This is a genomic window from Mycolicibacterium nivoides (genome assembly GCF_003855255.1).
GTDB classification, from domain to species: Bacteria; Actinomycetota; Actinomycetes; order Mycobacteriales; family Mycobacteriaceae; genus Mycobacterium; species Mycobacterium nivoides.
The window spans coordinates 2,844,236-2,870,165 of sequence record NZ_CP034072.1 but is presented as its reverse complement, the minus strand read 5'-3'; the positions used below and the strand labels follow the sequence as shown (position 1 = coordinate 2,870,165).

25 protein-coding genes are annotated in these 25,930 nt (G+C 67.2%); 14 read left to right on the top strand and 11 right to left on the bottom strand.

The features are described from left to right. Positions 1–95: 95 nt before the first annotated feature. Positions 96–968 carry a type IV toxin-antitoxin system AbiEi family antitoxin domain-containing protein gene (locus EH231_RS13635; RefSeq protein ID WP_124712562.1) on the top strand — a complete coding sequence of 291 codons (873 nt, stop codon included), beginning with the start codon at positions 96–98 and terminating at the stop codon, positions 966–968. A gap of 93 nt (positions 969–1,061) precedes the next feature. On the opposite strand, the gene EH231_RS13630 is transcribed toward EH231_RS13635, so the two are convergent. Both EH231_RS13630 and EH231_RS13625 read right to left on the bottom strand, forming a co-directional pair. Further along, entirely contained in the window at positions 1,062–1,772 is a 711-nt protein-coding gene (locus EH231_RS13630) for a fasciclin domain-containing protein (RefSeq protein WP_090428027.1), read from the bottom strand. A gap of 156 nt (positions 1,773–1,928) precedes the next feature. Next, positions 1,929–3,281, bottom strand: coding sequence for an MFS transporter (locus EH231_RS13625; protein WP_170856301.1), 1,353 nt, complete (start codon positions 3,279–3,281; stop codon positions 1,929–1,931). 40 nt (positions 3,282–3,321) lie between these two features. Here EH231_RS13625 and EH231_RS13620 point away from each other — a divergent pair, with 40 nt between their 5' ends. Continuing rightward, positions 3,322–4,287, top strand: coding sequence for a GlxA family transcriptional regulator (locus EH231_RS13620; RefSeq protein WP_090428030.1), 966 nt, complete (start codon positions 3,322–3,324; stop codon positions 4,285–4,287). Between the two features lie 31 nt (positions 4,288–4,318). Then, positions 4,319–4,840: a gamma carbonic anhydrase family protein gene (locus tag EH231_RS13615; RefSeq protein ID WP_090428949.1), complete on the top strand. Its 522-nt coding sequence runs from the start codon at positions 4,319–4,321 to the stop codon at positions 4,838–4,840. Here the strand turns inward: EH231_RS13615 and EH231_RS13610 are convergent. Continuing rightward, positions 4,812–5,849 (bottom strand): aldo/keto reductase, encoded by a 1,038-nt coding sequence (locus tag EH231_RS13610; protein WP_124712561.1) that lies wholly within the window; start codon positions 5,847–5,849, stop codon positions 4,812–4,814. The genes EH231_RS13615 and EH231_RS13610 overlap by 29 nt on opposite strands. 79 nt (positions 5,850–5,928) lie before the next feature. On the opposite strand from EH231_RS13610, the gene EH231_RS13605 reads away from it, so the two are divergent. Then, positions 5,929–6,516, top strand: coding sequence for a TetR/AcrR family transcriptional regulator (locus EH231_RS13605; RefSeq protein ID WP_090428035.1), 588 nt, complete (start codon positions 5,929–5,931; stop codon positions 6,514–6,516). Here EH231_RS13605 and tet(V) read toward each other — a convergent pair. Both tet(V) and EH231_RS13595 read right to left on the bottom strand, forming a co-directional pair. After that, positions 6,513–7,793, bottom strand: a complete 1,281-nt coding sequence (gene tet(V) / locus EH231_RS13600; protein ID WP_090428038.1) for a tetracycline efflux MFS transporter Tet(V) — start codon at positions 7,791–7,793, stop codon at positions 6,513–6,515. The two genes, EH231_RS13605 and tet(V), sit on opposite strands and share 4 nt — an antisense overlap. 77 nt (positions 7,794–7,870) lie before the next feature. Further along, positions 7,871–8,674: an enoyl-CoA hydratase gene (locus EH231_RS13595; protein ID WP_090428041.1), complete on the bottom strand. Its 804-nt coding sequence runs from the start codon at positions 8,672–8,674 to the stop codon at positions 7,871–7,873. 134 nt (positions 8,675–8,808) lie between these two features. On the opposite strand from EH231_RS13595, the gene EH231_RS13590 reads away from it, so the two are divergent. Genes EH231_RS13590 through EH231_RS13580 form a run of 3 tightly spaced genes read left to right on the top strand, consistent with a single transcriptional unit; the run spans position 8,809 to position 11,770 of the window. Next, positions 8,809–9,900 carry a CaiB/BaiF CoA transferase family protein gene (locus tag EH231_RS13590; RefSeq protein WP_124712560.1) on the top strand — a complete coding sequence of 364 codons (1,092 nt, stop codon included), beginning with the start codon at positions 8,809–8,811 and terminating at the stop codon, positions 9,898–9,900. Positions 9,901–9,952: 52 nt separating this feature from the next. Continuing rightward, positions 9,953–10,708, top strand: a complete 756-nt coding sequence (locus tag EH231_RS13585) for a 3-hydroxyacyl-CoA dehydrogenase (RefSeq protein WP_090428047.1) — start codon at positions 9,953–9,955, stop codon at positions 10,706–10,708. Between the two features lie 48 nt (positions 10,709–10,756). Then, positions 10,757–11,770: an NAD(P)H-dependent flavin oxidoreductase gene (locus EH231_RS13580; protein WP_090428050.1), complete on the top strand. Its 1,014-nt coding sequence runs from the start codon at positions 10,757–10,759 to the stop codon at positions 11,768–11,770. A 78-nt stretch (positions 11,771–11,848) separates the two neighbouring features. Here EH231_RS13580 and EH231_RS34585 read toward each other — a convergent pair whose 3' ends face one another. After that, positions 11,849–11,980, bottom strand: a complete 132-nt coding sequence (locus EH231_RS34585; protein ID WP_088305117.1) for a hypothetical protein — start codon at positions 11,978–11,980, stop codon at positions 11,849–11,851. A 175-nt stretch (positions 11,981–12,155) separates the two neighbouring features. Continuing rightward, positions 12,156–12,692, bottom strand: coding sequence for a DoxX family protein (locus EH231_RS13570; protein WP_090428053.1), 537 nt, complete (start codon positions 12,690–12,692; stop codon positions 12,156–12,158). 157 nt (positions 12,693–12,849) lie between these two features. On the opposite strand from EH231_RS13570, the gene EH231_RS13565 reads away from it, so the two are divergent. From EH231_RS13565 to EH231_RS13555, 3 genes are read left to right on the top strand one after another with little or no spacing between them, the layout of a single operon-like run. After that, positions 12,850–15,183, top strand: coding sequence for an MMPL family transporter (locus tag EH231_RS13565; RefSeq protein WP_090428056.1), 2,334 nt, complete (start codon positions 12,850–12,852; stop codon positions 15,181–15,183). Position 15,184: 1 nt separating this feature from the next. Continuing rightward, the gene (locus EH231_RS13560; RefSeq protein WP_090428059.1) at positions 15,185–15,889 is read left to right on the top strand and encodes a TetR/AcrR family transcriptional regulator; all 705 of its coding nucleotides are present in this window, start codon (positions 15,185–15,187) and stop codon (positions 15,887–15,889) included. Further along, a complete protein-coding gene (locus EH231_RS13555; RefSeq protein WP_090428062.1) occupies positions 15,886–16,521 on the top strand; it encodes a class I SAM-dependent methyltransferase in 636 nt (211 codons plus the stop codon). Before EH231_RS13560 ends, EH231_RS13555 begins: the two co-directional genes overlap by 4 nt. Here EH231_RS13555 and EH231_RS13550 read toward each other — a convergent pair. Then, entirely contained in the window at positions 16,508–17,233 is a 726-nt protein-coding gene (locus EH231_RS13550) for an NAD-dependent deacylase (RefSeq protein WP_090428952.1), read from the bottom strand. The two genes, EH231_RS13555 and EH231_RS13550, sit on opposite strands and share 14 nt — an antisense overlap. 36 nt (positions 17,234–17,269) lie before the next feature. Here EH231_RS13550 and EH231_RS13545 point away from each other — a divergent pair, with 36 nt between their 5' ends. Continuing rightward, positions 17,270–17,635 carry an Rv1152 family transcriptional regulator gene (locus EH231_RS13545; protein WP_044519875.1) on the top strand — a complete coding sequence of 122 codons (366 nt, stop codon included), beginning with the start codon at positions 17,270–17,272 and terminating at the stop codon, positions 17,633–17,635. Between the two features lie 13 nt (positions 17,636–17,648). Here the strand turns inward: EH231_RS13545 and EH231_RS13540 are convergent, their stop codons facing one another. Further along, positions 17,649–18,869, bottom strand: coding sequence for an Rv1453 family transcriptional regulator (locus EH231_RS13540; RefSeq protein ID WP_090428958.1), 1,221 nt, complete (start codon positions 18,867–18,869; stop codon positions 17,649–17,651). Between the two features lie 100 nt (positions 18,870–18,969). Between EH231_RS13540 and EH231_RS13535 the strand changes: the two genes are divergently transcribed. Together EH231_RS13535 and EH231_RS13530 are read left to right on the top strand one after the other, a co-directional pair. Beyond that, on the top strand, positions 18,970–20,478 hold the full coding sequence (locus EH231_RS13535) for a flavin-containing monooxygenase (protein WP_090428065.1): 1,509 nt from the start codon (positions 18,970–18,972) through the stop codon (positions 20,476–20,478). A gap of 46 nt (positions 20,479–20,524) precedes the next feature. Continuing rightward, positions 20,525–23,680, top strand: a complete 3,156-nt coding sequence (locus EH231_RS13530; protein WP_090428069.1) for a bifunctional cytochrome P450/NADPH--P450 reductase — start codon at positions 20,525–20,527, stop codon at positions 23,678–23,680. A 3-nt stretch (positions 23,681–23,683) separates the two neighbouring features. Here EH231_RS13530 and EH231_RS13525 read toward each other — a convergent pair whose 3' ends face one another. Next, a complete protein-coding gene (locus tag EH231_RS13525; protein WP_124712559.1) occupies positions 23,684–24,517 on the bottom strand; it encodes a class I SAM-dependent methyltransferase in 834 nt (277 codons plus the stop codon). A 103-nt stretch (positions 24,518–24,620) separates the two neighbouring features. Here EH231_RS13525 and otnI point away from each other — a divergent pair, with 103 nt between their 5' ends. Further along, the gene (gene otnI / locus EH231_RS13520; RefSeq protein ID WP_090428075.1) at positions 24,621–25,406 is read left to right on the top strand and encodes a 2-oxo-tetronate isomerase; all 786 of its coding nucleotides are present in this window, start codon (positions 24,621–24,623) and stop codon (positions 25,404–25,406) included. 4 nt (positions 25,407–25,410) lie between these two features. On the opposite strand, the gene EH231_RS13515 is transcribed toward otnI, so the two are convergent. Next, on the bottom strand, positions 25,411–25,926 hold the full coding sequence (locus tag EH231_RS13515; RefSeq protein WP_090428078.1) for a DUF1697 domain-containing protein: 516 nt from the start codon (positions 25,924–25,926) through the stop codon (positions 25,411–25,413). Positions 25,927–25,930: the final 4 nt, after the last annotated feature.

The following is a 25,930-nucleotide window of genomic DNA, read 5'->3' as shown; positions in this document are numbered from 1 at the left end:
GAAAAGGGGCAGTTTTGCGTCTGCTCGCGAAGTTATCCACAGAGCCGGAGCGCAGATCGTGGCGGCTGCGGAATTGTCCGCAAACAATCACCGGCATGACGCTCGACGAAGTGTTCGCTCTCAACAACGGCGTCGCGACCACGAACCAACTGTTGGCCGTAATGACGTACCGGACACTCGCGCGTCGGGTCCGCGACGGTGAGATCGTCCGGTTGTGGCACGGTGTCTACTCGTTGGGCCCACCAGATACATTTCGTCGGCTTTGTGGACTTGACCTGCTGTCGGAGACGCCGATTGTGGGCTGTCTGGGTACGGCCGCTCAGTTCTACGGCTTTGACACCGAGAACACGGTTCGGACCCACGTTCTCGACCCGGGGGTACGCATGAGGCCATCGCCAGACATCATGGTGCATCAACGGATTGGCGCTCCGCTCAAGAAAGTCGATGGTCGGTTGCTAACCGCGCCGGCTTGGACTGCCATCGAGTTGGCGCGAACGTTGCGGCGTCCACGCGCGTTGGCCACGCTTGACGCCGCGCTGCGCAGCGGTACCTGCGCGGCAGTCGAACTCGAGCACGCGCTCAAGGAACAGCGCGGCCGCCGCGGCGTGGTGAAGGTGCGTGAACTGTTGCCTCACGCTGACGGCAGGGCCGAATCTCCGATGGAATCGGAGATGAGGTTGGTCTTCATCGATTGGGGCTTACCCACCCCAGAACTGCAGTACGAGATCGTCGACCGACACGGACAACTGTGGCGCGTGGATTTCGCCTGGCCTGAGTGCCGGGTGGCAGCCGAATACGACAGCATGGATTGGCACGCGAATCCTGTTGCGGTCAAGCATGACCGGATGAAATCTGCCCGGTTGCAGGAGATCGGCTGGATCAGCGTGCCGGCCGTGGTCGATGATGTCCGACGGTATCCCGCTGAACTGTGCTCCCGAATCAGGAGCCACCTTGAACCTGCCGCCTGATGTCCGGCGAGCAGACGCAAAACTGCCCCTCTTCGAACGAAAAGGTGGCAGTTTTGTGTCTGCTCGCGGAGAGTCCGCGCGCAGAGAAGAAGATCAGCCGATCGGCGCGTCGGCAGCCGGGGTCGCCGACTCCGCCGGCTTGGTGGTGGTCGTGGTGCTGGTGCCCGACACCGTCGGCACCAGGGCCTCCGGCGGGCTGTTGGGATCGAGCACGGTGTCGATCAGGTAGATCCGGGCGTTCTGCGCCTGGATGGGACCGCAGACCAGCTTGGCGGTGTCGTTGACCTTGATGTCGCCGCCCTTGCCGGTCACTTTGACCTCGGCGCCCTGCTGGGTGGGCCGCTGGCCTTTGACGTCATCGGGGCCGAGCAGGCCGAGGAACGCGTGGTAGTAGTCCAGGCTGGTGAGCGCGGCCGGATCGGCCTTGAGCGCGTCGAGCTTGCCCGGCTCCAGCGCCGCGAACGCGTCATTGGTCGGCGCGAAGATCACGTAGGGGCCGTTGTCGAGCACCGGCACGATGTTGACGCTCGGGTTCAGCCCGCCCGACAGTGCGGCATTGAAGGTGCTGATATCCGGGATGCTGGCCAGCACCTTGCCGGTGGGCAGATCCGCGAGGCTCTTCCAGTCCGGCATGGCCTTCTTGAAGTTGTCGCAGCCGGAGCCCTGCGGGTCGGGGATCTCCACGACCGGGGCTGTGGTCGTCGTCGGCGCCGGGTCGGCGTAGGCGGTGACCGCCAACGGCAGCGACGCCGTGATCGCGGCGACTGCCGCAGCAACGCCCAGAGTCTTGGTGCGAGTCTTCATCGGTGGGTCTTTCCTCCCGCTCATGCCTAGCCTGTAGTCGTCGGCTGCCGGTGACGCGTTACACGGCTCTCGGCGCGACGATGGCGAGCAACCGCGTACACAACAACCTCAGCGTTCCCCGCGGCGCCGCATCGGATGGTATGCGTAACGAAGCGGTTACGGCAAAGCCGAAGTGTCCACTCGGTCCGGCTCGGCGCTTGTGACCTGGGCTTTTCGGATACTGACGCATAGCGCTGCGGCGACGAAACACAGCCCGGCGGCCAGCCGGAAGGCCAGGTCGTAATTGCCGTTGAGATCCCGCAGCCACCCGGCGCCCGCGGCGGCGATGGCCGCGCCGACCTGGTGGGAGGCGAACACCCAGCCGAACACCACCGGCGAACGATCCCCGAAGTAGTCGCGGCACAGCACGATGGTCGGCGGCACGGTCGCCACCCAGTCCAGGCCGTAGAAGATGACGAAGACCCAGGTGCTCGGTTCGGCGTGCGGGGAGAGCAGTGACGGCAACAGCATCAGTGACAGGCCGCGGCCCGCGTAGTAGACGAGCAGCAGCAGCCGAGGGTCGACGCGGTCGGTGAGCCAGCCGGAGAACACCGTGCCCGCAACGTCGAGAATGCCGATGGTGGCAAGCAGACCCGCGGCGACCGTCGTGGGCATGCCGTGGTCGTTGGCGGCCGGGATGAAATGCGTGCCGATCAGGCCGTTGGTGGTCATCCCACAGATCGCGAAGCTCCCCGCCAGCAGCCAGAACACGCGGGTCCGTGCGCCGATGCGCAAGCCGTCGAAGGCCGTCTTGAAGCCGCCCGCCGGGGCCGGGGTGGGCGGGACGAGTTCCGTTGCCCCGTAGGGAGCCAAACCCAGGTCGGCGGGGCGGTTGCGCATGAACAGCGCGACGAGGGGCACGACGGCCAGCGAGGCGGCAGCGACGATCAACGATGCCCAGCGCCAGCCGTGTTGCGTGGTGACGGCCGCGACGACCGGCAGGAACAGCAGTTGACCGGTGGCGCTGGCCGCGGTGAGCACGCCGGTGACGAGTCCACGGCGCTGTTCGAACCAGCGGGTGGCGATGGTCGCCACGAATCCCATCGAGATCGACCCGGTACCGACGCCGACCAACACGCCCCACAGCAGCACCAACTGCCAACTGGCCGTCATGGCAATGCTGCAGGCCGACCCTGTCGTGATCAGCAGCAGCGACACGGTCAGCACCGGCCGGACTCCGAAGCGGTCCATCAGCGCCGCGGCGAACGGTGCGGTGAGTCCGTACAGCATCATGTTGACCGACATCGCCAGCCCGACCGTGCCGTGCGACCAGCCGAACTCATGGTGCAGCGGATTCATCATCACGCCCGGAATGGACCGGAACCCGGCCGCGCCCAGGATCGCCACGAAGCTCACCGCGGCGACCACCCAGGCCCAGTGGATGCGGACGCGCGGAGGCACCGCAGCCCGGTCGAGGTTTCGAGTCACCCGACCACTTTCGCCGAGGACGGCCGTCGGTACCAGTGGCATAAACGACAGCAATCATCAAAAACGTGCCACACTGGCGGTCGTGCACCGCGTTGCCGTCCTGCTGCTGGCCCCGGTGGTCGGCTTCGACGCCACCATCGCGCCGCTGCTGTTCTCCAGCGCCCGTGGCGGCGACGGCCGCGAGGATGAAGCCCTCTACGACGTCGTGACGTGCGGGCTCACCACCGACCCGGTGCCGTCGACGACCGGGTTTGCGATGGTGCCCACCGCGGGAGCTGAGGCGCTGGAATCGGCAGACACCGTGGTGATCCCGGGCACCAGGTACGCACCAGCGCGGGCCGAGGGTGTGCTGGGCGACGAGGTGACGCAGGCCCTGTCGCGGATCCGCCCCGGTACCCGGCTGGTGTCGATCTGCACCGGGGCTTTCGTACTGGCTGCCGCGGGCCTGCTGGACGGTCGGCCGGCCACCACTCATTGGCGCTTCGCGGCGGATATGCGCCGACTGCACCCCGATGTACTCCTCGACGAGGACATCCTGTTCGTCGACGACGGCGACATTCTGACCTCAGCGGGCCTGGCCGCCGGAATCGACTTGTGCCTGCACATCATTCGTACCGATCACGGTGCCCAGGTGGCCAACTCGGTGGCCCGCTACTGCGTGGTGCCACCGTGGCGGGAGGGCGGACAGGCGCAGTTCATCGACCACGGGTTCACTGTCACCGATCACGCCTCGACCGCTGCCACACGCGACTGGGCGCTGCAGCATCTTGACGAGGAACTCACCGTGACGCGGCTGGCCGCCCATGCCCACATGAGTGCCCGCACGTTCAACCGTCGTTTCCGTGAGGAGACCGGACAGGCGCCGGGTGCCTGGATCCGTAGCCGCAGGCTGGACCTCGCCCGCGAGCTGCTGGAATCAGGGGACCTGTCAGTAGACGAGGTGGCCAGGCGTTCGGGGCTGGGCACCGCGGGCAACCTGCGTCATCATCTGCGGCGCGGGCTCGGGATGTCCCCGTCGAGCTACCGCAAGGTGTACCAGGGCGCGTGAGCCGGCCGGTCGGCTGTCTACCATGACCGGCATGCCAGAGCCGCTGATCGTCTCCGTCGCCGGTCATACCCCGCAGATCGACCCGGACGCCTGGGTTGCGCCCAATGCCAGTGTGATCGGCCAGGTTTCGCTGGCCGCCGGTACCAGCGTCTGGTACGGCGCCACGCTGCGCGCCGAGGCCGAACCCATCGAGGTCGGTGAGGGCAGCAACATCCAGGACGGGGTGACCGTCCACGTCGACCCGGGTTTCCCGTGCCGGATCGCCACCGGGGTGACGGTGGGTCACAACGTGGTGCTGCACGGCTGCACCGTCGAGCAGGACAGCCTGGTCGGGATGGGTGCGGTGGTGCTCAACGGCGCGGTGATCGGCGCCGGCTCACTGGTTGCCGCCGGTGCGGTGGTGCCCCAGGGCATGGTGGTGCCGCCGCGCTCGCTGGTGGCCGGTGTGCCTGCCAAGGTGCGCCGAGAACTCAGCGAGGACGAGGTCGGCCACAACCAGCTGAACGCGGCGGCCTACACGCATCTCACCGGGTTGCACCGAGAGGCGGATTGAGCTGCGCGAACCCGTCCTGGCGGAAGTACGGGAAGTAGGGATACGGCGCGTCGCGGGTGCTTGCGGCGTCCAGTCGCGCAATCTGGCCGGCATCCAACGCCCACCCGACCGCGCCGAGGTTGTCGCGTAGCTGGCGCTCGTCACGTGCCCCGATGATGACCGACGACACCGTGGGTCTGCGCAGCAGCCAGTTGAGCGCTACCTGTGGCACGGTTCTGCCGGTCTCTTCGGCGATCGCGTCGAGTTCGTCGACGACACCGTAGAGAAGTTCGTCGTCGACCGGCGGCCCCGCGTCCGCGGTTGCGTGCAGTCGGCTGCGTTCGGGCAGTGGCCGGCCGCGCCGGACCTTCCCGGTCAGCCGGCCCCAGCCAAACGGGCTCCACACCAGCGCGCCGACCCCTTCGGCCATGGCCAACGGCATGAGCTCCCATTCGTAGTCGCGCCCGATCAGTGAGTAGTACACCTGGTGTGCGATATACCTTGGGCGATGGTGCTTTTCGGCGAGGCTCAGGGACTTCATCAGCTGCCAGCCGGAGAAGTTCGACACTCCGGTGTAGCGCACCTTGCCCTGATCGACGAGTGTGTCGAGGGCCTGCAGTACCTCGTCGATCGGGGTGAATGCGTCGTACGCGTGCAACTGGAACAGGTCGATGCGGTCGGTCTGCAGACGCGTCAGCGCGGAATCGACGGCCCGCAACAGCCGTGCCCGTGACGTTCCCCAGTCGTCGGGGGCGGTCGGCAGCGCGGCCTTCGTGGAGATCAGTACGCTGTCGCGGCGCCCGCGCAGCGCTGCGCCGAGTACCTCTTCGGAGGCGCCGTCCGAGTACACGTCCGCGGTGTCGAACAAATTGATGCCGGCCTCCAGGCTCAGGTCGACCATCGCCCGTGCCTGGTCGGCCCCGGTGTCGCCCCAGGCGCCGAAGAACTCGCCGGTTCCACCGAAAGTCGCTGCGCCGAAGCTCAGTTCGGACACCACGAGCTCAGAGTCGCCAACCTTGCGATATTCCATTCCCACTCCTTAACGAGATTGTCTTCCCGATAAGGAACAACACTACTAACGGCACAATATTCCTAATAAGATCACCCGAATGGCAGCCGAACGCCCGGGCGGGCGCACCGCGGCCGTCCGCGCTGCGGTGCTGCGCGCGACGGCGGACCTACTCATCGAGGCCGGGCTGGAGGGTCTGGAACTGACGGCGGTCGCCGAGCGGGCCGGCGTCGGCAAGTCGACGGTGTACCGGCGTTGGGGTTCGGTGCCGGCGTTGGTGGCAGACCTCTTGGCCGACAAGGCCGAACAGTCGGTGTCACGGACCGACACCGGTTCACTGCGCGGCGATCTCCGGGCCAACGCGACACTGGTACGTCGCACCCTCAACGATGCCCGCCAAGGCCGGTTGTTCAAGGCCGCCATCGCCGCGGCGACCTGCGACCAGCACACCGCGGCGGCGCTGCAGGTGTTCTACGACCGGCGGATCGCCGAGTGGGCCGGGTGTGTGACCGACGCGGTGGAGCGGGGCGAGGCGCCTGCCGGGACCGATGCCGCCGCGGTCATCCGGCAGGTCTCCGCCCCGCTCTACTACCAATTCCTCACCAGTACGCGGACTCTCACGGTCGCCGACGCCGATCGTGCGGTCGACGCCGCGATCGCGGCTGCCGAGGCGGGGGTGTTCACCTAACGCAGCGGGTGCGCCAGTTCGTCGCGCGGCATGCGGGCCGCGGTCACGGCCACCGCGGCCAGGACGGCGGGCAGCAGCCCGGCCACCAGGAAGATGGACTCCATCGAGACCACCTTCGACAGTGGGCCGACGATCGCGAACGACAGCGGCATGAACGCCAGCGAAACGAAGAAGTCCAGGCTTGAGACCCGGCCCAACATCTCCGTCGGCACCCGGCGCTGCAGCAGCGTTCCCCAGATCACCATCCCCGCACCGTCTGTGACGCCGACGCAGAACGTGGCCAGCGCCATCAACGGGAACGACGAAGTGACGCCGACGACCACCAACGGCACCGAGCCCAGCCCCCACATCAGCATCATCGTGCTCAGGTAGCGCCGCGGCATCCGGCGTGAGGACACCGTCAGGGCCCCCAACGCGCTGCCGAATCCGAAGAAGGCCAGGATGAATCCGTACGCCCTGGCGCCGTCGGCGAACCGGTCCTGGGCGATGAACGGCAGCAGCACCTCGATCGGCCCGAGGACGACGAGCACGAACATGCTGGCGAACAACAGCGTCCACAGCAGCCACGGGGTGCGCACCATGAACGCGAAACCTTCACGCAGATCGCGCAATACGTGCGGGCGGTCGACATCGCCCTGTGCCGCAACCGAATCCACGGTGGGGCGGGTGGCGACCAGCAGGACCAGGCCAGCGCCGAACAGCACGGCCACGACGACCGCACCCAGTGAGGGGAAGGTCGCGGCGATCACCATGCCCGCCACCGCAGGCCCGACCGAGCGCTGGAAGACCGGGCGCACCACGCCCTCGACGCCGTTGGCCGCCAACAATTGTTCCGGCGGCAGGATGCGGGGCAGCAGAGCGCTGTAGGCCGGAAAGAAGAACGCCGCGGCGATGCCGAGAATGCCCGCCGCGACGGCCAGATGCCAGATCTTGAGCAGGTCGAGCAGCCCCAGCACCGCGACGGTCGTGACCGTCACCAGATTGACCGTCTCCACCGCGATGATGATCGTGCGCTGGTTGACCCGGTCGGCGGCGATCCCGCCGACGAGAACGAACGCCACCAGGCCCACGCCGAGGCAGGTGGCCACCAGCGACAGCGAGGCCGGATCGTTGTCGATCGCGATGACCTGCAAAGCCATCACCACCGACCACATGCCCTCGGCGAAGATCGACAACGTGACCGCGGCGATCAGCAACCGGTATTCACGGATGCGGAAGGGCGCGAGCACACGCCAGCCGCCGGTCTGACCGACCGGCGTCTGGATGTCGTCTTGCATGCTCACAACATTCGATGGTGCCCACTCGGAGTGGGTTGAGTCCAACGATTTTCGCCGGCGTGAGCCCCGGCGGGCGCCTACTGCTGGGTGAACTCCGGGCGCCGGTTCTGCTGGAAGGCCTTGGTGCCCTCGCGGAAATCGTCGGACACCAGCAGCTGCAGCTGGCCCTTGCGCTCGCGGGCGAAGGCACCCTCGAGCTCGGTCAGCGTGGCCGCGTTGACGGCCTGCTTGGTCTCGCGCAGGGCCACCGCCGGACCCGATCGCAGCTTGGCGATGACTTTGTCCACCGCGGCGTCGAACTCGTCGGCGGGGTACACGGCGCTGATCAGACCCCAGTCGTAGGCGTCGGCGGCGGTGAGGCGGTCGGCCAGCAGCGCCAGTCGCATCGCCCGGATCCGGCCGATGTTCGCGGCGACGAGAGCCGACGCACCGCCGTCGGGCATCAACCCGATCTTGGTGAAGGCCAGCAGGAAGAAGGCCGCCTCCGAGGCCAGCACGACGTCGCACGCCAGTGCCAGTGACACCCCGACGCCGGCGGCGGGTCCCTGCACGACGGCCACGACCGGCTTGGGCAGCGCCACGATGGATGCGACGGCGCGGTTGGCGGCGTCGAGCACGCCTTCGGCGTCGTGGCTCTTGGCGTTCTGGTCTTCCTCACTGATTCCGGCGCCGGAGCTGAATCCGCGGCCCGCGCCGCCGAGGCGAACCACGCGCACTCCCGCGTCGGTGGCGGCCAGTTCCATGGCATCGGCGATCGCCACGAGCATGTCCTGGGTCAGCGAATTGAGGCTGTCGGGCCGGTTCAGCGTCACCGACAGCACACCGCCCTCGAGCGACACGGTCACGTCTTTTACGTCGGGGTACTCGCGGGTCACGGTCATCTATGCACCTTAGGTCTGACGGGCCAGAGGCCCGGTCCGGGCGGGGCCGGCTATGGCCATGCCGGTCGAGAAGGTTATACAAGTAAGCTATGTCACCGGTCAACCAAGGCCTAACACGCGAAGGGCGGAAGAGCATGGCAGGACCACTGCAGGGTTTGCGCGTTGTGGAGTTGGCCGGTATCGGCCCGGGCCCCCACGCGGCGATGATTCTCGGCGATCTGGGTGCCGACGTCGTGCGGATCGAGCGGCCGGGTCGCAGCGGGGGAGTGCCGGCCGGTGATCGGGATTCGATGCTTCGCAACCGCCGTTCGGTGGCGGCAGATCTCAAGAGCGACGAGGGCCGCGAGCTCGTGCTCAACCTGATCTCCAAGGCTGACGTGCTGATCGAGGGTTACCGGCCCGGTGTCACCGAACGCCTGGGGCTGGGTCCGGAGGATTGCGCCAAGATCAACGACCGCCTGATCTACGCCCGGATGACGGGGTGGGGCCAGGAAGGTCCGCGGGCCCTGCAGGCGGGCCACGACATCAACTACATCTCGCTCAACGGCCTGCTGCACGCGATCGGCCGCAAGGGTGAGCGGCCGGTGCCGCCGCTGAACCTGGCCGGTGATTTCGGCGGCGGGTCGATGTTCCTGCTCGTCGGCATCCTCTCGGCCCTGTTCGAGCGCCAGACCTCGGGCAAGGGGCAGGTGATCGACGCGGCCATGGTCGACGGATCGTCCGTGCTGATGCAGATGATGTGGGGCTTCCGTGCCAACGGCCTGTGGTCGGACGAGCGCGGCACCAACATGCTCGACACCGGCGCGCCCTACTACGACACCTATGAGACCGCCGACGGCAAATACATGGCCATCGGTGCGATCGAGCCGCAGTTCTACGCCGAGCTGCTCAAGGGTCTGGGCCTGGATGGCGCCGACCTGCCGGCTCAGAACGACATGGCCCGCTGGCCCGAGTTGCGTGAGGCCTTCACCACGGCCTTCGCCGCGCACGACCGCGATCACTGGGCCGAGGTGTTCGCCGGCACCGATGCGTGTGCGACGCCGGTGCTGTCGTTCGCCGAGGTGCTCACCGAGCCGCACATCGCCGAGCGCGACACGTTCTTCGACGACGAGGGCAACCTGCAGCCGATGCCGGCACCACGGTTCTCGCGCAGCGCCACGGCGGTGCCGACTCCGCCGAGCCCGCGCGGCGCCGACACCGAAGCCGTTCTGCGGGACTGGGTTTAGTTCAACCACATCAGGAGGCCGGCGCCATGCCGGCCGGAAAGGAATGCGGTAAGTGGAGATCAAAGACGCGGTAGCCGTCGTCACCGGCGGTGCTTCGGGCCTGGGATTGGCGACCACCAAGCGGCTGCTGGACGCGGGTGCTTCGGTGGTGGTGATCGACCTCAAGGGTGAAGAGGTGGTGGCCGAGCTGGGTGATCGGGCCAGGTTCGTGGGCACCGATGTGACCGACGAGGCCGGTGTGTCCGAGGCGCTCGATGTCGCCGAATCGCTGGGCCCGGTGCGCATCAACGTCAACTGTGCCGGCATCGGCAATGCCATCAAGACCCTGTCCAAGAACGGGGCGTTCCCGCTGGATGGCTTCCGCAAGGTGGTCGAGGTCAATCTGATCGGCACGTTCAACGTGATCCGGCTGGCCGCCGAGCGCATCGCCAAGACCGAGCCTCTCAAGAACGAGGAGCGCGGCGTCATCGTCAACACCGCCTCGGTCGCGGCGTTCGACGGTCAGATCGGGCAGGCCGCCTACTCGGCGTCCAAGGGCGGCGTGGTCGGTATGACCCTGCCGATCGCGCGGGATCTGTCGCGTGAGCTGATCCGGGTGTGCACCATCGCCCCGGGTCTGTTCAAGACCCCGCTGTTGGGTTCGCTGCCCGAGGAGGCGCAGAAGTCGCTGGGCCAGCAGGTGCCGCACCCGGCCCGACTGGGCGATCCCGATGAGTACGGCGCCCTGGCCGTGCACATCATCGAAAACCCGATGCTCAACGGCGAGGTCATCCGCCTCGACGGTGCTATCCGCATGGCTCCGCGATGAGCGCTTGCGCGAAGAGCCGACAGCTCAGCTAACCAGGAAGGCGAACATATGGCATTGAAGACGAAGTTCACCGAGACGTTCGGGATCGAGCATCCCATCGTGCAGGGTGGCATGCAGTGGGTCGGCCGCGCCGAACTCGTGGCGGCCGTGGCGAATGCCGGTGCGTTGGGTTTCATCACCGCACTGACCCAGCCGACCCCGGCAGATCTGGCCCGCGAGATCGAGCGGTGCCGTGAGCTCACCGACAAGCCGTTCGGTGTGAACCTGACGATCCTGCCGACGATCAACCCGCCGCCATATGACGAGTACCGCCAGGTGATCGTCGACTCCGGCATCAAGATCGTGGAGACCGCGGGCTCCAACCCGGCGCCGCACCTGCCGATGTTCCACGCCAACGGGATCAAGGTGCTGCACAAGTGCACCTCGGTGCGCCATGCGGTCAAGGCGCAGAGCCTGGGTGTGGACGGCATCAGCATCGACGGGTTCGAGTGCGCCGGTCACCCCGGTGAGGACGACATCCCGGGCCTGGTGCTGATACCGGCAGCGTCGGCCAAGATCGACATCCCGATGATCGCCTCGGGCGGTTTCGCCGACGCGCGTGGTCTGGTGGCCGCTCTGGCGCTGGGCGCCGACGGCGTCAACATGGGCTCGCGGTTCATGTGCACCGCGGAATCGGCGATCCACCAGAAGGTCAAGGAAGCGATCGTGGCGGGCACCGAGCTCGACACCGAGCTGATCTTCCGCAGCCTGGGCAACACCGCCCGCGTCGCGAGCAACGCGGTCTCACGTGAGGTGGTGCAGATCCTCAAAGACGGCGGCCAGTTCGAGGACGTCAAGGATCTGGTGGCCGGCAAACGCGGCGTGAAGGTCTATGAGATCGGCGATCTCGACGCAGGCATCTGGTCGGTCGGAACCTCGATGGGCCTGATCAACGACATCCCCACGTGCGGCGAACTCGTCTCGCGAATGGTGTCGGAGGCCGAGGAGCTGATCAGCGGGCGGCTGGCGAACATGGTCGGCGCGGGCGAACCCGAGCCTGAGAAAGAAGCAGTCCTCGCCTGAGCGAGGACTGTGGCCCTTGAAGGGGTAAATTACGGCAAACTGAAGATGGGAAACGCGCGCCGCGAGGCGCGCGTTTTCTCATACCGCGGTAGGCAGTTCTTGGTAGTCGTCAAACTGCTCCGAGGTGTCGCCCTCGACGAGGAAATCGCCGTGGTAGAGGGCCTCGAAGTCGACCTTGATGACATCTGCACTGGTGTCGTCGATCCACATGACACTGAGCGTATGGGTCACTATTAAGGAATCTTTGAGTCACGGTTCGGAAAATGGTGGCAATCCTACTTTTGGGTAGGTTTCTGGCGAGTAGCCCAGATCGCCCGTGGCCACGAACGTGGGCCTCATACACAGCCTCGGCGGAAGTTCCGTGCACAAGGCCCACGCTGGGGTCTCAGACGGTTGGCTTTGTGACGTGGATGGGGTTGGTCCCGTTCAACGCGACCCAGGTCACGACGGCGACGACGACTCCGAGCGCCACAAGTCCCACCGCGGCCCTGGCCGACAGGCGGGGGCGGCCGACCACGCGATCATCGACCGAGAATGCGCCGGCGCCGGTGAACAGCAGCGCCGCGGCGGCGAATGCGGCCAGGAACGGAACGTTGAACGGCTGGGACCAGAACGCGTCCGTCGATACGTTCACGGCCCAGGCGTCGGCCATCGCGCCGATCACCGCGCACGCGGCCAGTGGCGTGAGGACCCCCAGCAGCAGGCCGATGCCGCCCAGGGTTTCGGCCGCGGTGACCATGAATGCGCCGAACCCGGGTAGCCGCCAGCCGCTGGACTCCATGAACCCCACGGCGGTTCCGAAGTCGAATGCCTTGATCAGGCCCGCTTGCAGCATCGTCGCGCCGGTGGCGATGCGCAGGATGAGCAATCCGGTATCGGTCATACGAGTGGTCGCGGTTTCGGCGACGGTGGTGTTGGCCATGCTCGATTAGACGCATTGAACCGCCCGAATTCATCGCACCGTGCCCGGCGGTGAACCCTTCGGTGCCGGCGTCCGTGTGTAGAGCGAGACCCACGTTGACGTTGGAAACTTACCGCTGTTAACTTAACGGCGATACTCATCGGGGGAAGGACACCACGTGCTGCACCGCATCGCCCATCTCGCCATCGCCGCGCCGCGACGTGTGCTCGTGGTGGCCGCGCTGGCCATGGTGGCCGCGGGCATCTTCGGCATTCCGGTGGCCAAGAGCCTGTCGGCCGGCGGATTCCAGGACCCGACCTCGGAATCGGCGCAGGCCACGCAGCTGCTGTCGGACAAGTTCGCCCGCGGTGACATGCAGTTGATCATCAGCGTCACCGACGACTCGGCCGCCGGGGCCAACAGTCCCGCGGCCCGAGCTGTGGGCACGGACATCGCCGCCCAGCTCAAAGCTTCGCCGTATGTGACCGAGGTCAGTTCGACCTGGACCGTGCCCGCACAGGCGGCGGCGACGCTCGTCAGTAAGGACGGCAAGACGGGGCTCATCCTGGCCGGAATCACCGGCGGGGAGAGCGGCGCGCAGAAGCACGCCAAGGAGCTCACCGACCGCCTGGTGCACGACCGTGACGGCGTCACGGTGCGGGCCGGCGGCGAGGCGATGATCTACGTCCAGATCAACGGGCAGAGCGAAAAAGATCTGTTGATGATGGAATCCATCGCGATTCCGCTGAGCTTCGTGGTGCTGGTGTGGGTGTTCGGCGGATTGCTCGCCGCCGCGTTGCCGCTGGCGGTCGGAGGATTCGCGATCCTCGGATCCTTGGCGGTGCTGCGCGGGTTCACGATGGTCACCGACGTCTCGATCTTCGCGCTCAATCTCACCGTCGCCATGGGGCTCGCACTGGCCATCGACTACACCCTGTTGATCGTCAGCCGCTACCGCGACGAACTCGCCGACGGCGTCGACCCGGAGCGCGCGCTGGTGCGCACCATGGTCACGGCCGGACGCACGGTGCTGTTCTCGGCGTTGACGGTGGCGCTGTCGATGGTGGCGATGGTGCTGTTCCCGATGTACTTCCTCAAGTCGTTCGCCTACGCGGGCATCGCGGTGGTGGGGCTGGCGGCCTTCGCGGCCATCGTGGTGGCCCCGGCCGCCATTGCGCTACTCGGTGACCGGCTGGACGCCTACGACGTGCGCCGGTTCATCCGCCGGATCCTGGGCCGGCCCGAGCCCGTCGCCAAGCCGGTCGAGCAGACCTTCTGGTACCGCACGACCAAGCGCGTCATGCGTCGCTCGGTCCCGATCGGACTCGCGGTGATCGCACTGCTGCTCCTGCTGGGTGCCCCCTTCCTCGGCATCAAGTGGGGCTTCCCCGACGACCGCGTGCTGCCGTCGTCGGCGTCGGCCCGCCAGCTCGGCGACGAACTGCGCAATGATTTCGCCGTCGACTCCTCGACGGCTGTCATCGTGGTGCTACCCGACGTCGCCGGCCTGCGTCCCGCCGAAATCGACCGCTACGCGGGTGATCTGTCGCGGGCCGCGGGCGGGGTCTCGGTGTCCGCACCCGCGGGCACCTTCGTCGACGGTCGCCGGGTCGGTCCGCCGACGTCGGGAACCGGAATAGCCGACGGTAGTGCCTATCTGACGATCGGAAGCCACGAACCGCTGTTCAGCGACGCCTCCGAGGCCCAGCTCGACGCACTGCACGCGGTGCCCGCCCCGGCCGAGGTGAAGTTCACCGGCATCGCGCAGGTCAACCGTGACAGCTCACATGCCATCACCTCGCGCCTGCCGATGGTGCTCGGCATCATCGCCGCGATCACCTTCGTGCTGCTGTTCCTGCTCACCGGCAGTGTGGTGCTCCCGCTGAAAGCGTTGGTGCTCAACGTGTTGTCGCTCTCGGCGGCGTTCGGTGCGCTGGTGTGGATCTTCCAGGACGGCCATCTGGGCGCGCTCGGCACCACGTCGACGGGCACGTTGGTGGCCAACCTGCCGGTGCTGTTGTTCTGCATCGCATTCGGACTGTCCATGGACTACGAGGTGTTCCTGGTCTCGCGGATCCGTGAGTTCTGGCTGGCGTCCGGGCAGACCAAACCCGACGGCACCGAGATGACCCCGCGCGAACGGAACGACGAGAGCGTCGCGCTCGGCCTGGCCCGCACCGGCCGGGTGGTGACGGCCGCGGCGCTACTGATGTCGATCTCGTTCGCGGCGCTGATCGCCGCGCAGGTGGCCTTCATGCGGATGTTCGGCCTGGGCCTGACCATTGCGGTCCTGGTCGACGCCACGTTGGTGCGAATGTTGTTGGTGCCGGCGTTCATGCATCTCATGGGGCAGTGGAACTGGTGGGCGCCCGCACCGTTGGCGCGTCTGCACAAGCGATTCGGGATCAGTGAGTCAGGTCCGGCCGAGCCGGACCCTACGGGGCCCGGCGACGTTCCCGGTGATGGCGGAAATCGCGAACGGGCCGGCGCCGGTCTGACGGACGCCGGCTAGCGTGGTGATCCAACCGCGTAAGCGGCGCCGCGCCCCGCGTGGTTCCGGCGATCTTCTGCGTGATCAGATCCTCGATGCCACAACCGAATTGCTGTTGGAAACCGGTCATGCCAAGGCGGTGTCGATCCGATCGGTGGCCCAGCGGGTCGGGGTCACGCCGCCGTCGATCTACCTGCACTTCGCCGACAAGGACGCACTCCTGGACGCGGTGTGCTCACGGTATTTCGAGAAGCTCGACGAGGAGATGCAGCGCGTCGCCGCCGACCAGCCGTCCACCATCGAGGTGCTGCGCGCCCAGGGGCATGCCTATGTGAATTTCGCCAGGCGCACTCCGGAGCTGTACCGGCTGGCGACCATGGGTGAGGGCAGGCCCGGCAGTGACGTCGACACCGCGCTCAACAGTTCGGCGTTCCAGCACATGCGCGCCGCGATGGAGGCGCTGATCGCCGAGGGGGTCTACCCGCCGGGGGACGCCACGATGCTGGCCCTCGAACTGTGGACCGCCGCGCACGGGGTGGCCGCCATCCTGATCTCCAAGCCGTACCTGCCGTGGGGGGATGTCGAGGAGTTCACCGATCGCGTGCTGCGTGCGGTGTGTACCGGTCAGATCGTCTCGGGAATCATCGGAACCGACCTCGAGCCCATGGAGACGATCGCCCGGCTGAAGGGATTGGCCGATGAATTCGCCGACGGAGGAAAACCGTGACTGACAAGACCGTGGACAACCCGTTCTTCGCCCGGATCTGGAAGACGTTGTCGAGTTCGGAACCGAAGGCGCTGCGTCGGCTGCGCAGTGAGAACCTCGCCGGTCTCAGCGGCCGGGTTCTGGAGATCGGTGCGGGCACCGGGACGAATTTCGCCTTCTACCCCTCGACGGTGACCGAGGTGGTCGCCATCGAGCCCGAGCGCCACCTGGCCGAGGTGGCCCGCAGCGCGGCGGCGACGGCTCCGGTACCGGTGACCGTCACCAGCGATACCGCCGAGGAGTTCGGCAGCGCCGAACCGTTCGACGCCGTGGTCTGCTCGTTGGTGCTGTGCTCCATCGATCAGCCGGATACTGTTCTGCGGCAGCTGCATTCGTTGCTCCGCCCGGGCGGGGAGCTGCGTTATCTGGAGCATGTCGCAGGCAGCGGCTGGCGGGCCGGGATGCAGCGCGTAGCCGATGCCACGGTGTGGCCGCGGTTGTTCGGCAACTGCCACACCCACCGGCACACCGAACAGGCCATCGCCGACAGCGGATTCCAGGTGGCCGATGCTCACCGGGAACTGGCGATGCCGGCATGGGTGCCGCTGCCGGTGACCGAGTTCGCGATCGGGCGTGCGGTCAGGCCTGCCTAGAGCCCAGCAGGGTAGGCAACCGCTGCAGCAAGTTGGGCAGGGAGTCGGCCGCCGTCTCGCGCAACGAGATGGTCGCGCTGTCGGACAGCGGTGTGCGCTCCGGATTGACCTCGATCACCACGGTGCCCGCGGCCACGGCGGCTTCAGGCAGGCCCGCCGCTGGATAGACGATCGAGCTGGTGCCCACGACGATCACCACATCGGCGTTGCTCACCGCCTGTACCGACCGTTGCCAGGCGTCGTCGGGCAACGGCTCGCCGAACCACACGACACTCGGCCGGATCAGGCCACCGCACGGGCACACCGGGGGTTCGATCGTCTCGACGGGTACCGGCATGTCGGGCAGGTCGCCCTCGAACCTCGAACCGCAAGCATCGCAACGGAACTCGAACAAATTGCCGTGCAGGTGGTAGACGTTCGTGCTGCCGGCGCGCTCATGCAGGTTGTCGACGTTCTGGGTGACGACGTGGACATCGGCGAAGTCCTGCCAGGCGGCCACCGCGCGATGTCCGTCGTTGGGTTGCACGTGGGCCATCATGTAGTGGCGCCACAGGTACCAGGCCCAGACCTTTTCGGGATGCCGCTGCCAGCCTTCGATGCTGGAGATCTCGTATGGGTCCACCTGCGCCCAAAGACCCGTCTCGACGTCGCGGAACGTCGGCACACCGCTTTCCGCTGAGATCCCGGCACCGGACAGGACAGTCACTTGCACATCACCAACGTAGTCGGTTTGGGTGATACTGGGCACGTGGCCGAGTTGGGGGATTGGGTTCTGGTTGACGCGAGCGCGGAGAAACCGTTGTTCGATCAACTCCGGATCCAGATCATCGATGGAATAAGGCAGGGGCGGCTGGCGCCGGGGACCCGGTTGCCTACTGTGCGTGAGCTGGCTGGGAAGGTCGGGCTCGCGGTGAACACCGTGGCCAGGGCTTATCGCGAGTTGGAGACGGCGGGGGTATTGGAGACCCGCGGGCGGTACGGCACATTCGTCGCACGTGCGGATCCGGCCGATGCCGCGATGGCCGCTGCCGCGCACTCGTTCGCCGAGGCCGCCCGTGCGCTGGGGATCGGCAAGACCGACGCCCTGCGCTATCTGGATACCGCATTCGACTGATCGGCTCAGCCGATCACCCGGTCCGGTTGCCGTGCCAGCGCAGCACATCCAGTGCGACGGCAACGGCGACGCTGTTCTCGGCGAGCGGGCGGGGCAGGAGTTCGTCGGCGCGGGCCAGCCGGCGCAGCAACGTATTGCGATGCAGGTACAGCCGGGCCGCGGCGCGTGACGCGTTGCACTGCTCGTTGACGAATATCCGTACGGTTTCCCGTAATTCGTTGTCGGCCGTCTCCAACGCGCCCAGGTTGTGGCTGACGAATTCGGCGGCACGGTCGGGCTCGGCGGTGATCAGTGCGACCAGTTCGACGTCGGCGAACTGCGCGATCTGTTGCGTGGAGTGGAGCCGGGCCATCATCTGCTGTGTGGTGATCGCATCGAAATGACTGCGCCGGAAGCCGTCCAGGCCGTCGGCGGTCGGCCCGACGGCGATCCGGACGCCGTCCAGTTCACGGGTGAGCGCCTGCAGGCCGGGTTGGATGTCGGCGCCACCCGTCGCCCACACCCAGCGGGTGGCAGTGCTGGCCAGTACGCTCAACGGCCTCGGATCGCCGCAGGCCTGGCCGAAGGCCTCGGCGGCCCGGTCCAGTCCCGACAGGTCACCCGCGGAGTCTTCGCTCCAGATCACCGCCGCGGTGTGGGTTCCGGTGAGCACATGGCCCAACCGCGCCTCGGCGCGCTGCCTGGGGATCGGGGCGCCCTCGAGCAGGAGGGCGACGGTCTCGCGGCGCTCGGCGTGGGTGCCGCGGGTCAGGTCGTCGCGTTCCAGGTCGATCTGGGCGGCGATCCCGGCCAGCGTGGCGTCGACGAACGCGCTGATGGACTGCGAGCACACGTCCAGCATCTCGTGCAGCTCGGCAGGGTCGGACGTGAGCTCGAAGGCGATCTCCATGAGGCGGCGCCACGCCACGCCCTCACCGACCCGGTAGGCGTCGAGGGGAAACTCGTTGACGCCGCGGCGCACCAGTTCCCGCGCGATGCTCAGCGGCTCCGGTCCGGTGTTCGGCGGCACCGGGGCGCCCGGATCGCGTACATTCGCCGAGCCCCAGAAGAACAGGTTGGCGTGGTTGCTTCGGACGACCGCCGCCGCGAGCTCGGGGTCGGAGGCGACAGTCGGACTGGCCGCCAGGACTGCGGAGTCGAATTCGTCGAGCCAGTCCGGGCGGGGGTTGAGCACGATCTGGGCGCACTGCCGGATCAGGTCCTGCACTCGCGGTGACGGTGGCTGCCACACCATCACCTCAGCGTAGAGCGGTGGTGCAAAGTGCACCACCGGATGGGCCATGTTTGGCCATTCTGACCTTGGGGGACGGTCGGCCGGCCGCGACCATTGAGACATGACCCACACCGAACACGTCGACGTACTCATCATCGGCGCCGGTATCTCCGGCATCGGTGCCGCCTACTACCTGCAGCGCGAACACCCCGGGCGCAGCTACGCGATCCTGGAGGCCCGCGGCGCGACCGGCGGCACCTGGGACCTGTTCCGTTATCCCGGAATCCGGTCGGACTCGGACCTGCATACCTTCGGCTACGAGTTCAAGCCGTGGCGCGACGAGCATGCGATTGCCACCGCCGACAAGATCCTCGCCTACCTGCGCGAGACGGTCTCGGAGAACGGCATCGACCGCCACATCCGGTTCCACCACAAGGTGCTCGGCGCGGCCTGGGATTCGGCGCGGGCTTCCTGGACCGTGGACATCGAGCGGACCGACGGTGCCGATGCCGATCCAGAACTCGTGCAGATCTCGGCGAGCTGGCTGTTCTGCGGCGGCGGGTACTACCGCTACGACCAGGGCTACACCCCGCAGTTCGACGGCACCGACCGGTTCACCGGGCGCATCGTGCACCCCCAGCACTGGCCCGAGGACCTCGACTACGCCGGCAAGAAGGTCGTCGTGATCGGCAGCGGTGCCACCGCGGTCACGCTGATCCCGGCGATGGCGGGCACGGCTGCCCACGTCACCATGCTGCAGCGCTCCCCGACGTATGTGATGCCGGTGCCGGCCAAGGACTCCTTCGCCAACACCGCCAAGCGACTGCTCGGCGACGAGCGTGGTTACGCGCTTACCCGGCGCAAGAACATTCTCAAGCAGCGCGCGGTCTACACGTTCTGCCAGAAGTACCCCAAGGCTGCCCGGGCCGTGATCCGGTGGATCAACGCCGCCAAGCTGCCCGACGGGTATCCGGTGGACGAGCACTTCAGCCCCCGCTACAACCCGTGGGATCAGCGGCTGTGCGCGGTGCCGGACGGTGATCTGTTCACCGTGCTCGGCGAGGGCAGTGCCTCGGTGGTCACCGACCGCATCGCGACGTTCACCGAGAAGGGCATCCTGCTGGAGTCCGGCCGCGAGCTGGACGCCGACATCATCGTCACCGCAACGGGTCTCAACATCCAGCTGTTCGGCGGGATGTCGCTCACCGTGGATGGTGAGCCGGTGGACCTCGCCGAGACCGTGGCCTACAAGGGCATCATGCTCTCGGGCGTGCCGAACTTCGCCTTCGCGTTCGGCTACACCAACTCGTCGTGGACGCTCAAGGTCGGACTGCTCTGCGAGCATTTCTGCCGGCTGCTGAAGCACATGGACGACAACGGATTCGACACCGTGCGACCCGAGTTCGCCGGTGGCCAGACCCGCCCGCTCCTGGACTTCGGGGCCGGGTACGTGCAGCGTTCGCTCGACGAGATTCCCCGCCAGGGCGTCGACGGGCCGTGGCAGATGACGATGAACTACACGATCGACGCGCAGACGCTGCGTAACGGACCCGTCGAAGACTCGGCTCTGCGGTTCGGATCGCGGCGCACGGCCGGCGATCCAGACCCGGCGCCTCAGCTCGTTCTCTGAGGCTGATTTTCAGGGACCCCTCATTGTGCGTGGCTAAGCTCGCGCCATGGAGACGTTTGCACCGGCGCTGCCACCGGACATCGACGATGTCCCCTCGGCGGTGGGTCTGGACCTACCGCCGGGGCCGGTGGCCGGCCGTCCCTACGCTCTCCCCGCCGACGTGCTCGCCGAACAGTACGGGCCCCTGTTCTACGCCGACTTCACCGGCAGCCGGCGACTCTATGCGTGCTCCCTGTCGCTGGTCGACGAATTGTGCGACGAGACACGCTTCACCAAAGGCATCACGGTCCGGCTGGACCGCTTCCGGACCCTGGTCGGCAATGGCCTGTTCACGTCGTATCCCGGCGAAAACGGTTGGCAGCAGGCCCATGACGTCCTGATGCCAGGGTTCAGCTTCAGCGGGTTGCGCAGTTACCACCCGGCCATGCTCGACATCAACCGCCAGCTCATCGCGTTGTGGGATGAAACCGCCGGAGCGGTCGGGCCGCGGTTGGTTGATGTCGCGGGGGACCTTGCGAAGCTGGCCATGGACACCGTGGGGTTGGCCGGGTTCGGTGCGCGGTTCGACTCCTATCACCAGGACGGGCTGGCCGACATCCCGGCCAGCTTCGCGGCCGCGCTGACACAGATCATCGCCCCGGGTGGTGGCGACCGGGACGTCTTCGCCGCTGAGCGCGACAAGCTGTTCGCCTTCATCGACGAGTTGATCGCCGGGCATCGCGCGGGTGCGGTCGATCTGGACGATCTGCTCGCCCTGATGCTCGAGCCCGGCGCCGACGGCGCGCCGCGTCTTGATCACGACAGCGTCCGCAACCAGATCCTGACGTTCCTGATCGCGGGGCAGGACACCACCTCGACCCTGATGCCGACCGCGTTGTACAGCATCGTCAAGGACCCCGCGGTGCTGCACCGGGCGTGCCTCGAGGTGGATGGCCTGTTCGGGACGGACGATGACCACGTGCCGGCGTTCGACGAGATCGGCAAGCTCACCTACATCCGGCAGATCGTCGACGAGACGTTGCGGCTGTCCCCGCCGGTCCGGGAATTCGATCGGATGGCATTGGCGGACACCGTCATCGGCGGCCGGTATCCGGTGCGCAAGGGTGAAGTCGTCACGGTGACGACCTCTGCTCTGCACCGGCAGCCCGAGTGGGGTGACAACGTCGAGTTGTTCGACCCGGACCGGTTCGGTGCCGAGCGGTCCGCCGGACGTCCGGTCAACCTGTTCAAACCGTTCGGCACTGGGGCGCGGTCCTGCATCGGCCGTCAGTTCGCCCTGCACGAGGCGACCATGGCGCTGGCCACCCTGGTGCACCGGTACCGCTTCCTGGACGTCGAGCACTACCAGCTCCGCACCCACAGTGATCTTCTGCGAAAGCCGGTCGGATTCCACCTCGGCCTGGTGCGGCGGACACCGCAGGAACGCCGGCACGCCGCCGCCCCGGCTCCGGAGGCGGCATCGGCGGCAAGGCCGCGCGCGGTGGCCGCGCCCGGTTCGAAAGTGACTGTGCTGCATGGCTCCAACCTGGGTAACTGCCGGGCGCTGGCACAGCAGCTGGCCGACGAGGCCACCGACCTGGGTTATCAGACCACCGTGGCGGCCCTCGACACGGCTGCGGGCGCACTGCCCACAGAAGGGGCGCTGGTGGTGATCGCCGCGTCGTACAACGGGCAACCCACCGACGATGCGCGGCGCTTCGTCGAATGGCTGGACGATCCGGGCACCCAAGCGCAACCGGCCATCCCGTACGCCATACTCGGTGTCGGCGACCGGAACTGGGCCGAGACCTACCAGACCATCCCTAAACGCATCGATCAGCGGCTCTCGGAACTCGTTGGGCCACCGGTGATTCCGCGCGGCGAAGCCGACACGTCGGGGGATTTCGCCGGGACCGTGGAAGACTTCTCCGCAGCCCTGTGGGACGCCCTTGCCCCGGCCGACGGTGCACAGCTGCCCGCCGGCACCACCGACGAACTCCTGTACGAACTGCGCGCCATCGACGGTCCGGTGACGTCGGCGATCGATGCGCGTTTCGAGGTCCAACCCGCCACGGTGCTGGACAACGTGGCGCTTGTCGACAACCGTGACATGGGAAATGCCAAGCGGCTCATTCGGGTAGCGCTTCCCGATGACCTCGGATACCAGACCGGGGATCACGTCACGGTCCTGCCCGACAACGGCCCCGAGGTCGTGGACGAGGTCGCCGAATTGTTGGAGCTGCGGCTCGACCGCCGGATCTCGGTCAATCCGCGGCGCAGCACGCGCCGGGCCATCGCCATCGACCGCGAGGTCAGCGTGCGTGAACTGCTCACCCATTTCATCGAGCTCCGCAAGCCCGCCAGTCGAAGTCAGCTGCTGCGGTTGGCCGCGGCCAACCCGTGTCCTCCCGAGCGGGCGGCACTGACCGAACTCGCCGAAGATCCCGAGGTCCGTGCGCTCAGCGTCACCGAATGCCTGGCCGAGTTCCCGGCCACCGAACTGTCGCGCGCCGAACTGCTGGAGTTGTTCGAGCCGATGGCGCCCCGGCATTACTCCATCGCCTCCTCGGCACGCCGGGTCCCGCGCGAGGTCGAACTGGTGGTCAGCGTGCTCGAGGGTCCGGCACATTCCGGATACGGCGTCTTCCGCGGGGTGTCATCGAGCTATCTCGCCGATGCGGCACCGGGACAACAGATTCGGATGCGAGTCGATACCGCGCGCCGGGCGTTTCGTGCCGGCGCCGAGCCGGCGAAGAACGTCATCCTGGTCGGCGCCGGGACCGGGGTCGCCCCGTTCCGGGGATTCATCGGGGACCGGCTGGCGGCGCAGGCCGCGGGCGAGCCTTTCACATCGGCACTGTGCTTCTTCGGGGTGCGTCACCCGGATGTCGACTACCTGTTCCGCGACGAATTCGAGGCAGCCGAACGCTCGGGCGTGGTGCGGATGCGCCCGGCCTTCTCGCGACGGCCCGAAGACGAGATCCGGTATGTCCAGGATCGCATCACCGCCGATGCCGAGGAGGTCTGGGCAATGCTGGGCGACCCGGAGATGGATGCCCACGTGTACATCTGTGGCGACGGAGCCCGGATGGCTCCCGCGGTGCGTGGGGCCTTCCGCGACATCTACCGTCGCTACACCGGGGCCGACGACGTCGCCGCCTCGCAGTGGCTTACCGACCTGGTGGGTTCAGATCGCTATGTCGAGGACGTGTGGGCTCAGTAGCCGTCAGCCGAACTCCAGCAGCCCCACCACCGGGCGTACCCGGTCGAAGATCGGCAGATGCTGCCATCTCATCACCGCGTTGAGGACCGCGCCGCGGCCCGGCGGCATCGGCAGGTCGCGCACCGTCCGCACGCCTGGCACGGTGTTCACCAGATCGGCCAGCTCGGCGGGGGACAGACTGAACGGCATGGGCGGCACCCGATATCGCATCGAGGTCGGCGTCCCCTTGCGGGTCAGGAAGGCGAAGAACGCCGGCGGCAGGTCGAACATCATCTGCCCGCCCGGAAAGCGTTGCGCGCAAGCGCGAATCAGCGACATGGCCTCCTCGGGCTGCAGATACATCAGCAGGCCCTCAGCGGTGATGAAGACTCCGTCGGTGGTGTCGACATGGTCCATCCAGCTGAAGTCCAGTGCCGACTGCGCGCACTGGGTGACCCGGTCCGGCTTTGGCAGAAGCTTGTTGCGAAGCTCGATCATCGGTTCCAGATCGACTGACAGCCACCGGAACTCGTGTCCGAGGCCGGCGGCGTCGAGCCGGTAGAAGCTGGTCTGCAGTCCTTCGGCCAGCGCCACCACGGTGGCCTTCGGATGATCACGCAGGTAGTCGCTGGTCACCCGGTCGAACAGCAGCGACCGCAGGGCCATGTCCTGGCGACGGGTGTAGCCGAACTTGGCGAAGTCGAAATCGATCGAGTCGACGAGCTGCACCGCCATGGGATCGTCGATCAGACTGTCGGGGCGGCGCGCTTCGTGAGCGCGCACCTGCAGGGTCATCAGTGCCGTCTCGGAAACACCGGTGAGGGCGCTGCCGCTCACCTTGCCTGAGGTACCCGTCATTGGCGCGAATGTACCCGCGTTCTGCCAGGTGGTGCCAATGCCGTGGACACCACGCGCAAAGATGGCGTCAACCGCGATCAGCTCAGCTGGAAGGAGTCTTGCCGTGCCACGCTTTGCGGCCAACCTCTCCATGATGTACGTCGAGCACGCGTTTCTCGACCGGTTCGCCGCCGCGGCGGCCGACGGGTTCACGGCCGTGGAGTTCCTGTTTCCGTACGCCTACCCGGCCGAGCAACTGCGCGGGCGACTTGACGCCAACGGCCTGCGTCAGGTCCTGTTCAACGCGCCGCCCGGAGATTTCGACGCCGGCGAACGCGGTGTCGCCTCGATTCCCGGCCGCGAGGCCGAGTTCCGCGACGGGTTCCGCCGCGCGCTGGACTATGCAGAGACCCTGGACTGCCCGCGGGTACACGTGATGGCGGGCCTGGCCCAGGCCGGCGCCGATCGTGAGGAGCGGCTGGCGGTGTACCGCGGCAACCTCGCCTGGGCCGCGGGGCAGGCCGGTGGCGCCGGCGTCGACGTGCTGATCGAACCCATCAACCAGCGCGACATGCCGGGCTACCTGCTGAGCCTTCAGGACGAGGCGCACCACATCGTGGGTCAGATCGGGGCACCCAACCTCAAGGTGCAGCTGGACCTCTACCACTGCCAGATCACCGAGGGTGATGTGACGGTCCGGCTGCGGACGGACATTCCGACCGGCCGGGTGGGGCATCTGCAGATCGCCGGAGTTCCCGACCGGCACGAACCGGACAGCGGCGAGCTGGCGATCGACTACCTGCTGGCGGTCATCGACGAGACCGGCTTCGACGGCTGGATCGGCTGTGAGTACCGCCCGGCCGCGGGCACCAGTGAGGGATTGGGGTGGCTGCGACGAGCACGGGGGTGACCGGTCAGCGCAGCACCTTGTCCAGCGTGCGCAGGTTTCTCGTCGTCGTCGAGGATTTGTAGCGCTTCTTGCCCATGGTCTTGCCGATCGCACTGTCGAGTGTGGTGGCCCGGGGCACCTGCCAATAGAGCACGCCGTCACCGCGTTGCACCTTCTCGCCGTCGCCCGGGGACAGGGCCGCGAGCTCGTCGAGCAACTCGGTGTCGCTGACGAACGTGACGTAGGAGTGGTGGTCGGCGACCTCCCGCTCGAAGGGGTATCCCTCGGAGATCTTCTGCAGGGTGGCCAGGTCGTACACCAACACCCACGCCTCGTAGCCGAAGGTGTCCCGCAGCGCGCGCTCGGCGGTGCTGCGGACCTTCGTGGCACCGGAAGTGCTGTCCAGCAAGACATTTCCGCTGGCCAGTATCGTTCGAACCTCGGTGAATCCGGCTGCCTCCATGGCCTTCGCCACCTCGGCCATCTTGAGGTTGACGCCTCCGACGTTCACGCCTCGCAAGAACGCGATGTAGCGGGTCACCGTT

What these genes read in the sequence shown, in the direction of transcription:
- EH231_RS13635 (WP_124712562.1), top strand. Translation starts at nt 96, where the DNA reads ATGACGCTCGACGAAGTGTTCGCTCTCAACAACGGCGTCGCGACCACG.
- EH231_RS13630 (WP_090428027.1), bottom strand. Translation starts at nt 1,772, where the DNA reads ATGAAGACTCGCACCAAGACTCTGGGCGTTGCTGCGGCAGTCGCCGCG.
- EH231_RS13625 (WP_170856301.1), bottom strand. Translation starts at nt 3,281, where the DNA reads ATGCCACTGGTACCGACGGCCGTCCTCGGCGAAAGTGGTCGGGTGACT.
- EH231_RS13615 (WP_090428949.1), top strand. Translation starts at nt 4,319, where the DNA reads ATGCCAGAGCCGCTGATCGTCTCCGTCGCCGGTCATACCCCGCAGATC.
- EH231_RS13610 (WP_124712561.1), bottom strand. Translation starts at nt 5,849, where the DNA reads ATGGAATATCGCAAGGTTGGCGACTCTGAGCTCGTGGTGTCCGAACTG.
- EH231_RS13605 (WP_090428035.1), top strand. Translation starts at nt 5,929, where the DNA reads ATGGCAGCCGAACGCCCGGGCGGGCGCACCGCGGCCGTCCGCGCTGCG.
- EH231_RS13595 (WP_090428041.1), bottom strand. Translation starts at nt 8,674, where the DNA reads ATGACCGTGACCCGCGAGTACCCCGACGTAAAAGACGTGACCGTGTCG.
- EH231_RS13590 (WP_124712560.1), top strand. Translation starts at nt 8,809, where the DNA reads ATGGCAGGACCACTGCAGGGTTTGCGCGTTGTGGAGTTGGCCGGTATC.
- EH231_RS13580 (WP_090428050.1), top strand. Translation starts at nt 10,757, where the DNA reads ATGGCATTGAAGACGAAGTTCACCGAGACGTTCGGGATCGAGCATCCC.
- EH231_RS34585 (WP_088305117.1), bottom strand. Translation starts at nt 11,980, where the DNA reads ATGTGGATCGACGACACCAGTGCAGATGTCATCAAGGTCGACTTCGAG.
- EH231_RS13570 (WP_090428053.1), bottom strand. Translation starts at nt 12,692, where the DNA reads ATGGCCAACACCACCGTCGCCGAAACCGCGACCACTCGTATGACCGAT.
- EH231_RS13540 (WP_090428958.1), bottom strand. Translation starts at nt 18,869, where the DNA reads ATGGTGTGGCAGCCACCGTCACCGCGAGTGCAGGACCTGATCCGGCAG.
- EH231_RS13535 (WP_090428065.1), top strand. Translation starts at nt 18,970, where the DNA reads ATGACCCACACCGAACACGTCGACGTACTCATCATCGGCGCCGGTATC.
- EH231_RS13530 (WP_090428069.1), top strand. Translation starts at nt 20,525, where the DNA reads ATGGAGACGTTTGCACCGGCGCTGCCACCGGACATCGACGATGTCCCC.
- EH231_RS13525 (WP_124712559.1), bottom strand. Translation starts at nt 24,517, where the DNA reads ATGACGGGTACCTCAGGCAAGGTGAGCGGCAGCGCCCTCACCGGTGTT.